Raw genomic sequence first — 9,944 nt, forward strand, 5'->3', positions numbered from 1 at the left:
CGGTGGCGCGGCGGGCAGTTGCACCGTATATCCGAATCGCCCGATAGTCCCGGCCTGGATCTCCTTGCGGCTCCGAGGTCGCCGACTCTTACATTTAATAGTGTTAACTGATAGCGTCCCTCTCCATCGATCCATCGATGTGTAGGGGGTCCCATGAGATCTCGACGTCGTACATTTGCCCTAGCAGCGGGCGCGGCACTGACCATCGTGACGGCGCTGGTTCTCTCGCCCGCGATCCAGGCACAGGCCGCCACCAGCGCCGCCCTCGCTGCCTGCACCGCCCCGGCCTGGGCCGAAGGTAACACCTACACGGTGGGCACCCAGGTCACGTACCAGGGCCACACCTACCAGGCACTGCAGACTCACACCGCCTACCCCGGCACCGGCTGGTACCCGTCGACCACGCCGTCGCTGTGGAAGGACCTCGGCGCGTGCGACGGCGGTGGCGGCAACCCGCCGCCGGGCGTCCCGGGTGCGCCGTCCAACCTGCGCGTCACCGCGACCACGAACACGAGCTTCACGCTGGCGTGGAACGCCTCCAGCGGTACCGTCACCGGATATCGCGTCTACGAGGGCACGACCGTGCGGTCCACCGGCACCGGGACCACCGCCACGGTCTCCGGGCTGGCGGCCGGCTCCACGCACACGTACACGGTCAAGGCGTACAACACGCAGGGCGAGTCGGCGGCGTCGAACAGCGTCACCGCGACCACCACGGGCGGCACCAACCCGCCGCCGTCCGGCGGCTTCGCCGCGGCGCCCTACCTCTACCAGTGGGGGGACCCGCCGAACCCGCAGACGGTCCAGTCGGCGACCGGCATCAAGTGGTTCACGCTCGCGTTCGTGCTCTCCGGCGGCGGCTGCTCGCCGGCGTGGGACGGCAACCGGCCGCTCACCGGTGGCGTCGACTCGACCGTGATCAGCCAGGTGCGCGCCGGCGGCGGCGACGTGATCCCGTCCTTCGGCGGCTGGAGCGGCAACAAGCTCGGCCCGAACTGCTCCACCCCGCAGGCTCTCGCAGGCGCCTACCAGACCGTGATCAACGCGTACGGCCTGAAGGCGATCGACATCGACATCGAGAACACCGACGAGTTCGAGAACGACACCGTGCGGAACCGGATCGTCGACGCGCTGAAGATCGTCAAGCAGAACAACCCCAGCCTGAAGGTCATCGTCACGTTCGGTACGGCCACCACCGGCCCCGGCTACTACGCGCAGCAGCTCATCAGCCGCGCGGCGTCGACCGGCGCGAACATCGACATCTTCACCATCATGCCGTTCGACTTCGGCGGCGGCGCGAACATGTACAACAGCACGGTCAGCGCCTCCGAGGGGCTCAAGGCGATGCTGAAGAGCTCGTTCGGCTGGGACGACGCCACCGCGTACCGGCACATGGGCATCTCCGGCATGAACGGCCTGTCGGACCAGCAGGAGCTGACCTCGGTCGCGTACTGGCAGCAGATCCGCGACTACGCCCAGAACAACCACCTGGCGCGGCTCGCGTTCTGGTCGGTCAACCGTGACCGGCCCTGCGCGGGCGGCGGCGTGGTGTCCAACTGCAGCGGCATCTCGCAGAACAACTGGCAGTTCACGCAGATCACGGCCACCTTCACCGGCTGATCCGGGCACCTGGGCCACGGCGGGGGCCGGCGCTACAGCGCCGGTCCCCGCCGGTCCGCGTGGTGAGCCGGACAACCCTCGGCGGGCCGAGGAGCGCCCCGCCACGAAGGCGCTGATCGCGACCATATTGGCGAGCGGATCGCGGTCACTGAGCGCATCGACGGGGTGACCCCCGGCGCATCGTACCTGGGGCCACCAGGCTTCCATCTCACGTCTGCTGAGGTTCGGCGCCGGCCTCGACGGGTTGGGGTGCCGCCTCCTCGGCCGGCCCGCGGTGGACGCCGCGGGTGTAGAGGGCCGCCAGGCCGGTGCCCAGGCACAGCGCGGCCGAGCTCAGGCCGAGCGACCAGTGCACGCCGATCGCCTGGCCCAGCACGCCGACCGTGACGCCGCTGCCGGCGCGCAGGCCGTTGGCCGAGACGTTGTAGACGCCGATCACGCGGCCGCGCTCGGCGGGCGGGGCGAGCAGCTGGGTGACGGTCTGACCGATCGACATCGACGCCAGGTTGGCCACGCCGCCGATGAACAGCAGGGCAATGGCGAGGGCATAGTTGCGGGTCACGGCGAACAGGAGGGTGCTCACGCCGTACAGCAGGGTGGTCACCAGCGCGACGCGGACCGTTGGCCGGATGCGGCCGGTCGCCTCGAGCAGGATGCCGCCGACGACGCCGCCGGCGCCGGCGGCGAAGAGCAGGACGCCGTAGACGTCGGTCGGGTCGCCGCCCAGGTCGTCGGCGAAGCTCGGCATCGTGGCCTGCAGCGACGTGCCCACGAAGAACGACGCCAGGCCGGCCAGGATGATCATGCTGATGAGGGTGTGGTCGCCGGCGACGCGCCGCAGGACCTTCGCCGAGTCGAACAGGCCGACGCGCTGGGCGGGGGCGCCGGAGTGGCGGGTGTGCCCGGTGAAGCGGGTGCGGAACAGGAACAGCGTCAGCGGCAGGTAGAACGCGATGTTGACCAGGATGCCGGCCTTCGGGCCCAGCTGCAGCAGCAGCGCGGAGCCGACCGCCGGGCCGAAGAGGACGCCGAGGCTGCGGAAGGTCGCGTTCAGGCGTACCGCCGAGGCCAGCTCCTCGTCGCCGACGAAGTCGTGCAGCATCAGCTGCTCGCCGGGGCCCCACAGCGAGCCGGCCATGCCGTGCAGCACCAGCAGCAGGCAGGCCTCCCAGATCTGCAGCGAGTCGGTGATGAACAGGATGCCCCAGGCCAGCGACACCGCCATGAACAGGATCTGGGCGGCCTGGATGACGCGCCGGCAGTCGTAACGGTCGGCGAGGCCGCCGAACCACACCGACAGCAGCAGGAACGGCACCCAGTGGCTGATCACCTGGAAGCCGGCGAGCGCTTCGGAGTGGAACTTCTGCCACAGCATCCAGTACGTGATGACGTGCTCGATGTTGTCGGCCATCATCGACAGCGCCGCCCCGAAGAGGTACGGCCGGCAGTCACGGTTGCGCAACGCGGCGAACCGGCGGGCGGCCGGGGCGGCGACGGTCATGGCGGCAAGCCTGCTCCGGTCCTTACCCTCCCGTCTCGCCGCAGGCCCCCGGAGTGACCGGCGCCACCCACTGCAACAAACCTGCAAACGCCACGCGTTGACTCCCCGCGCCGCGAGTGCCAACGTGGTCGTCAGGAATGCGCTTTCCTCAACGTTTCCCCGCGAACGAAGGAGGATTGCATGCACGGAGGTATCCGCGCCGGGCTCACCGCCGCCACGCCCGGACATCGCCACCGACGCGGGCTGGACCCCGACCCGGCGCGCGCCTCGCTGGACCCGGCCGCCGACGTGCCGCGGATCGTCACCGCGAACGCGGGCGCGAACAAGCTGCCCGGCTGACGTCGCCGGTGACGGCCGGGCGCCGGGGTCAGTCCCGCGCCTGGCCGTCGCCGGTGAGCACGGTTTCCATCAGCTGCTCGAGCCACTCGGCGAGCTTGGCCCGGCCCCACCCGCGCTGCTCGATGAGCAGCGCCACGGCGTGCCAGGTGACCAGCGCCCACAGCGTGTCGGTGGCCCGCCCGACCGTCAGCCCGGGCCGCAGTCGCCCCGCGTCGGCCGCGGCGCGCACCAGGCCCTTGAGCTCGGCGCGCCGCCGCCGCTCGTGCCGCCGCCACGCCTCGCGCAGCGCCGGCTCGGCGGCCGCGGCCTCCTCGAACGCCCGCTGCACGGGGTATCGCCGCAGCAGCCCGCCGATGAGGTCCTCGGTCCCGGAGCCGGGCTCGGCCCGGTCCACCGCGAGCAGCAGCAGCCCGGGCTTGTCGGCCAGCGCGTACACCGACTTGGGCGTGACCCCGGCCTCCTCGGCGATCGCCGCCATGGTCGTCGCCGCGTAGCCGCGCCGGGCGAACAGCCGCTCCGCCGCGGCCACGATCGCCTCCCGGGTGGCCGCGGCCGCCGCGACACGCCGTGGTGCGTGATACGAACGCCCGATATTCGATACAGTCATCGTCACCTCATTTCATGATGACTGTACCGAAGGGTCAAACGCCTGTCGCAGCGGCGATGCACCGCCGCACGCAGGTGGCGCCGGGCATGGTGAGATCCATAGTGGACGGTGGAGATGTGACGGACACTTCATGGAAATCTTCCGGAAAGCCTTTGTTCACCGAGAGTTTGGCCGTACTGTCTGATGAGTCAGTCCACCCCTGGGAGGTGATCCACCATGGCGAAGAAGTCGAAGAAGGACAAGAAGAAGAACAAGAAGAAGAAGTAAGGTGCGCCGCTGGCCGCCCGGGTTACGCCGGGCGGCTCGGCTCATCGGCCGTGTGGACGGCCCTCAGGCGCCGCCGCCGTTGACGAACACGGTCTGGCCGTTGATCCAGCGGGCCGGGCCCGCCAGCGCCGACACCACCTCGGCGATGTCCTGCGGCGTGCCGAGGCGCTCCATCGGGTTGAGCTTCGCCAGCCGGTCGATCGTGGCCTCGTCCTTGCCGTTGAGGAACATGTCGGTGGACGTCGGACCGGGCGCGACCGCGTTGACGGTGACGTCGCGGCCGCGCAGCTCCTTGGCCAGGATCGGGGTGAGCGCCTCGACGGCCGCCTTGCTCGCCGTGTATACGGCGTAGGTCGGCGACAGCAGCCGCGTCTGCGACGTGGAGAAGTTGATGAGCGCGCCTCCCGCGCGCAGCCGGCGGGCCGCCTCGCGGGACACCACGAACGAGCCGCGGATGTTCGTGCGGTGCACGCGGTCCAGCGCGTCCAGGTCCAGCTCGGCGATCGGCCCAAGGGTCATCACGGCGGCCGCGTTGACCACCACGTCGACGCCGCCGTACTCGCGCTCGGCGAGGTCGAACAGCGCGGCCACGGCGGCCTCGTCGGCCACGTCCGCACGCGCCGCCGTCGCCCGGCCGCCGGCCGACCCGATCGCCTCGACGGCGGCCTTCGCCTCGGTGTCGTTGCTCGCATACCCGATGACGACCGCCTGGCCGTCCCTCGCCAGCCGCTCGGCGACGGCCCGCCCGATCCCGCGGGACCCACCGGTGACCACGGCCACTCTGCTCACGGCACCCACCCCAGTTTCCGTCGCTGACGCGTTGACGTTAGCCGCCCCGGCGCCGACCCGCCCGCCGCCGTCGCGGACATCCTCGCCGGCCAGGTGCGCCGCATCGCGAAGGCCGGGCGGCACTACCCGCGACCGAAGTGCTCACACCCGCCCAGCGCGCCCTGACGGCCGGAGTGGCTCGACCGGATTACAACTGAGCGGTGAACAACCTCGACGGATACCTCGGCGCGGTCATCGACCGGCTGCAGGGCATCTTCCGCGGGCGGCTGGTCGGCGTGTACCCGGCCGGCTCGCTCGCCTTCGACGCGTACCAGCCGGGCCGCAGCGACGTCGACCTGCTCGCCGTCGCCGAGGAGCCCACGGCCGAGGAGATCGCCGCCGTCGTCGCGGCACTCGGCCACGCCGCGCTGCCCTGCCCGGCGACCGGCCTCGAGTTCGTCCTCTACGACCGCGCGACCCTGGCCGGCCTGTCCATCGAGGCCGGCTTCGCGCTGAACCTCAACACGGGCGCCGAGCTGCCGTACAAGGCCGAGACCGACCCCGGCGACGGCCTGACCTTCTGGTACCCGATCGACCGGGACATGGTGCGCCAGCAGCGCCGCGCCCTGATCGGCCCGCCGTTCGCCGGCCTCGCGCCGCGGGTGCGCTCGCGGGTGCTGCTCCCGGTCGTCGCCGAGTCGGTCGCCGTCCAGCTCGCCCACCTCGGCGAACACGGCGACAACGCGGTCCTCAACGCCTGCCGGGCGCTGCGGTACCACGCGGAGCGCACCTGGTCGCCGAAGCGCGCCGCCGCCGTGTGGGCGGTGCAGCACCTCCCGGGCGGGGCCGAGGTGATCCAGGCGGCGCTGGACAGCCACGCCGTGGGCCGCGACGCGGGCCGCTCGGTCGACCGCGCGGCGGCCACGCAGTTCCTGACCCGCGTCCACGCGATCCTTGCGGGCTCAGCGCCTGATCAAGCGTTCTGTCCGTAACCCTCGGCAACGCCCTCGGCGTCGCGCCGCTGCCCCGGCCGTGCGTGGCCGCCGTTCCGGAGGGATTCGACCAGGTCGACGGCGACGGCCGCGCCGTCGCGGCCACGGATGTCGTCGCCGAGCCGGGCCGCGGCCGCGCGGTGCGGGCCGTCGGCGAGGAGCTCGGTGACGGCGGCGCGGATGGCGCCGGCGCCGGCCGACTTGGGCAGCATCCGCCCGGCGCCGTGCCGGACCACCGCCTGGCCGATCGCGGACTGGTCCATGAGCGGGTGCATGGGCAGGACGAGCAGCGGGATGCCGTGCGCGAGGGCACGCGCGGCGGTGCTGTGGCCGCCGTGGCCGATCACCAGCGACGTGCCCGGCAGGATCTCACCGTGGTCGAGGTACCGGTGGACGGTGGCGTTGCCGGGCGCGCGCAGGGTGGCCGGGTCGATCGAGGGTCCGGTGGTGACGATCGCCTCGGCGTCCAGACCGTCGAGGGCGTCGAGGATTCGCTGCAGGGTCTTGTCCTGGCCGGGGAACCGGGTGGTGCTCAAGCTGACGAGGATCCGGGGTCGTCCGGCCGCCGGCTGAGCGGCGACGGGCGTGTCCTGCCAGACCGGACCGACGTGGTGCACGCCCGCCGGCAGCGCCTCCCGGGCCGGCGGCTCGAAGTCGGCGCGTACGGTGACCAGGCTCATGGCCGGCGACCGCAGGACCGGGCGCATCCGGATGCCGCGCAGGCGCAGGATGGCGCCGACCGGGCCGCGGGCCTCGCCCTGGAAGAAGCTCCACAGGGTGTGGACGAGCGAGACGGTCGGCAGCCCGGACCGCACGAGGACGTCGATCGCGCCGAGCAGCAGGCAGTCCACGACGACCACGTCGGTGGGCTCGGCGCGGGCCAGCCGGACCGCGTCCGCGCCGATGCCCCGGTCGGCGAAGACCGCGGTCAGGTCGCGGAGCCCGGACATGGTACTGCGGGGCGCCGCCGCATCGTACGGTCGCCCTTCGCGCACGGTCTCGAACCGGAAGCCGGCGCGCTCGATGGCCGCGCGCTGCGGCTCGTGGCCGAGGAACCGCGCGGTGCCGCCGCGCCGGACGACCTCGCGGGCGATGCCGAGGGCCGGCGGCAGGTTCCCGCCGGCGTCGGCGGTGACGAAGAGTACGTCCACGATGGTGCTCCTTCTCGGCGTCCGGCCGTGTCAGTCGCCGGCGAGGAGCGCGGCGACCAGGGTGTGCATGCGGGCCTGCGTGGTCGCGGCATCCAGGCCACGGTCGCGGCGCAGTAGCTTCCACGTGTACAGATCGGTGGCGACCACGAGCAGGTCGACCAGCGCGTCCCGGTCGCCGGGAGGCCGCGCGTCGAGCTGCGGCCGGAAGACGTCCTCGACCCAGCGGCGATGCAGCCGCTTGCCGGGCTCGACCACGGCGGCGATGCGCGGGTCGTGCTCCTGGCCGAGCAGCCGCAGGACGTGGTCGCCGCGCCGTTCGTAATGGGCGACGATCGCCTGGATCGCGCCGCCGACGTCGCCGACGGGGGCCCGCCGCTCCTGCTCGACCTCGGCCGAGGCCAGCTTGACGGCCTCGTCGAGCAGGCCGTCGCGGGTGCCGAAGTGCCGCAGCACGGTCTGCACGCTGGTGCCCGCGCGGGAGGCGACCTCGTCGAGGGTGATCTCGATCGTCATCTTCTCCTCGCTCAGTTCGAGCACGGCGCGCAGCACGCGCAGCCGGGTCGCCGCCTTGGCGTCGGCGCGGGCTCGCATGGTGTAGCTGCGTGGACCGTCCATCCGCGACGACGGTACCCGGGCCCCCAATTTGGTGTCAACGTCGATTAACACGAAATCTATCGCAGCGCGATCGCGACGGTTCCGGGCAACTGGCCCGCGCTCACCACCGAGACCGCGCCGGTCGACACGTCCCAGGCCACCAGACCCTCCCGCTCCGTACGCAGCAGGACCGTGCGCTCGTCCACCCAGTCCAGCGGCTGGCAGCAGCCCTTCCACCGGTCCCGGCCCAGATCGAGCAGGCGCTGCAGCACCCCGGTGCGCACGTCGACGACGGCCACGACCTCGATGCCCTGATACGCCGGCGTACGGCCCCAGCCGGCCCGGACCACCAGATCGCCGGCCGCGTCCGGCCCGTTGCGCAGGGCGGGGCCGTACCACTCGTCCACCCCGTACGGTGCGAGCGCCCGGCCGTCGACCGGCACCTCCCGCACCGGCGCGGCCCGGTCCAGCTGCCACTCCTTCAGCACCAGCGGCTCGTCACCGGCCTCACCGCCGAGCGTGCCCCGCAGCTCGAGCACCGGCCCGTCCGGCCGCGACACCACCGTGTTCCAGACCGACAGCCCCGCAGCGACCCGCGTCGCCGTCCGCGCCCGCCAGTCGACGGCGAAGGTGGCCGTCGCCTGCTCACCGGCGTCCCGCGTGACCAGAACGGTGTCGTCCGACCGCCACATCACCTGCTCGTTGAAGCCCGGCAGCGGCGTGCGGTACACCGCCGCGGTCGTGACATCGACGACGACGACCTCGTCGGTCTGCGCCACCGCGACGAGACGCCGGTCCGGCGACACCGCCGTGGGCCGCAGCGGATCGGCCGTGTTGTTCCCCGAGTCCCGGGTGAACGCCAGATCGACCACGTCCACCCGGGCCCACGAGCCGTCGGTGTCGAGCACGTACAGCGGCTCCGGCCGGGTGGCGTTCTCCGCACTGCCCGGCTCGACCACGGCAACCGCGCGCCGCACCGGCCGCTGCGACAGCATGCGGGCCTCGGCGGGCCGGAACGCCGCACCGGTCGCGGGCAGCGGCCCGATCGTGCGGCGGCCCGGCTGCTGCGGCATCTGATCCACCCTCGGCGGGCCGAGCGGCGCCGCGGACGGCGCCGGGCCGCTCGTCGGCGTGGCCGCCGGGTGCGGTCGCGGCCCGCCCCGCAGCGGCACAGCGACCCCAACCGTCACCGCGCACACCGCGACCACCGCCGCCGCGCCGGTCAGGATCCGCCGCCGCCGACGGACCCGGCCGGCCCGCGCCCACGCCGCCTCCGCCAGCGCCGGCGCCCCGACGTCCGCCGACGCCTGCTCGAGCAGCTCGGCCAGCTCACGCGTGCCCATCTCGGCCCTCCCGTCGCACCACGAGCAGTTCGCCCATCTCAGCGCTCCCGCCCGGCCGCGAGCAGCTCGCCCAGCTCCGGCGCGAGCGCCCGTAGCCGCCGAAGCGCGACGCTGGTCTGGCTCTTCACGGTGCCGACCGACACGCCCAGCACCTCCGCGGTGCGGGCCTCGGTCAGGTCGTCGAAGAACCGCAGCACGAGCACCGCCCGCTGCCGCGGCGCGAGCCGGGCCAGCGCCGCCGCGAACACCATCCGATCCGGCACCGCCTCGGCGCCGTCGCAGCCCGCGGCCTGCGGTACCACGTCGATCAGCGTCTCCCGCCGGCGCCGCCGCCACCAGGACACCGCATCGCGGTACATGATCGTGCGCAGGTAGGCCTCCGGCTCGCCGTGCCGGACCTGGCGCCACCGCAGCGCCAGCTTGACCAGCGCGTCCTGCAGCAGGTCCTCGGCCCGGTGGTGGTCGCCGCACATCAGGTACGCCGAGCGCAGCAGCCGGTGCTGGCGGGCCTGCACGAAGGCGACGAACTCGGCCTGCTCGTCACTGGGCGTGGCGTTCACGTGAGGTCAACGCACGAGTGCCCCCAGATGGTTGGGGACGTGCCGGGATCCTTGCGGTCCGTTGCTAGGTGTCGGGACAATGCCGGCTGTGGCGGGTTGGAGGGTTAAGAGGTCGCACAAATAGGTGGACGTTCATGGTCGGCGGGTGGGACGGGTGTCCCAGCGGTAGAGGGTCCATGCCTGGCGGATAAGGCTGCGTACG

At 72.7% G+C, this 9,944-nt stretch carries 10 protein-coding genes; 3 read left to right on the plus strand and 7 right to left on the minus strand.

What is annotated here, in order from left to right:
- Positions 1-207 precede the first annotated feature (207 nt).
- Complete coding sequence (locus tag ACGFI8_RS39395) at positions 208-1,620, plus strand: carbohydrate-binding protein (protein ID WP_392812514.1); 1,413 nt, start codon at positions 208-210, stop codon at positions 1,618-1,620.
- Between the two features lie 208 nt (positions 1,621-1,828).
- On the opposite strand, the gene ACGFI8_RS39400 is transcribed toward ACGFI8_RS39395, so the two are convergent.
- The gene (locus ACGFI8_RS39400) at positions 1,829-3,121 is read right to left on the minus strand and encodes an MFS transporter (protein WP_392812515.1); all 1,293 of its coding nucleotides are present in this window, start codon (positions 3,119-3,121) and stop codon (positions 1,829-1,831) included.
- Between the two features lie 180 nt (positions 3,122-3,301).
- Between ACGFI8_RS39400 and ACGFI8_RS39405 the strand changes: the two genes are divergently transcribed.
- Positions 3,302-3,460 carry a hypothetical protein gene (locus tag ACGFI8_RS39405; RefSeq protein WP_392812516.1) on the plus strand — a complete coding sequence of 53 codons (159 nt, stop codon included), beginning with the start codon at positions 3,302-3,304 and terminating at the stop codon, positions 3,458-3,460.
- Between the two features lie 28 nt (positions 3,461-3,488).
- Here the strand turns inward: ACGFI8_RS39405 and ACGFI8_RS39410 are convergent, their stop codons facing one another.
- Complete coding sequence (locus ACGFI8_RS39410; protein WP_392812517.1) at positions 3,489-4,067, minus strand: helix-turn-helix domain-containing protein; 579 nt, start codon at positions 4,065-4,067, stop codon at positions 3,489-3,491.
- Positions 4,068-4,397: 330 nt separating this feature from the next.
- Positions 4,398-5,132 carry an SDR family oxidoreductase gene (locus ACGFI8_RS39415; RefSeq protein ID WP_392812518.1) on the minus strand — a complete coding sequence of 245 codons (735 nt, stop codon included), beginning with the start codon at positions 5,130-5,132 and terminating at the stop codon, positions 4,398-4,400.
- A 191-nt stretch (positions 5,133-5,323) separates the two neighbouring features.
- Between ACGFI8_RS39415 and ACGFI8_RS39420 the strand changes: the two genes are divergently transcribed.
- Positions 5,324-6,094 carry an aminoglycoside adenylyltransferase domain-containing protein gene (locus ACGFI8_RS39420; protein ID WP_392812519.1) on the plus strand — a complete coding sequence of 257 codons (771 nt, stop codon included), beginning with the start codon at positions 5,324-5,326 and terminating at the stop codon, positions 6,092-6,094.
- On the opposite strand, the gene ACGFI8_RS39425 is transcribed toward ACGFI8_RS39420, so the two are convergent.
- From ACGFI8_RS39425 to ACGFI8_RS39440, 4 genes are read right to left on the minus strand one after another with little or no spacing between them, the layout of a single operon-like run.
- Positions 6,076-7,245, minus strand: a complete 1,170-nt coding sequence (locus ACGFI8_RS39425; RefSeq protein WP_392812520.1) for a glycosyltransferase — start codon at positions 7,243-7,245, stop codon at positions 6,076-6,078. The genes ACGFI8_RS39420 and ACGFI8_RS39425 overlap by 19 nt on opposite strands.
- Positions 7,246-7,275: 30 nt before the next feature.
- The gene (locus ACGFI8_RS39430; protein WP_392812521.1) at positions 7,276-7,860 is read right to left on the minus strand and encodes a TetR/AcrR family transcriptional regulator; all 585 of its coding nucleotides are present in this window, start codon (positions 7,858-7,860) and stop codon (positions 7,276-7,278) included.
- 56 nt (positions 7,861-7,916) lie between these two features.
- Positions 7,917-9,182 carry a hypothetical protein gene (locus tag ACGFI8_RS39435; RefSeq protein WP_392812522.1) on the minus strand — a complete coding sequence of 422 codons (1,266 nt, stop codon included), beginning with the start codon at positions 9,180-9,182 and terminating at the stop codon, positions 7,917-7,919.
- Between the two features lie 38 nt (positions 9,183-9,220).
- Positions 9,221-9,742, minus strand: coding sequence for a SigE family RNA polymerase sigma factor (locus ACGFI8_RS39440; RefSeq protein WP_392812524.1), 522 nt, complete (start codon positions 9,740-9,742; stop codon positions 9,221-9,223).
- Positions 9,743-9,944 lie beyond the last annotated feature (202 nt).

Origin of the sequence: Dactylosporangium sp. NPDC048998 (assembly GCF_043197855.1) — a bacterium.
In the GTDB taxonomy this organism is placed as follows: domain Bacteria; phylum Actinomycetota; class Actinomycetes; order Mycobacteriales; family Micromonosporaceae; genus Dactylosporangium.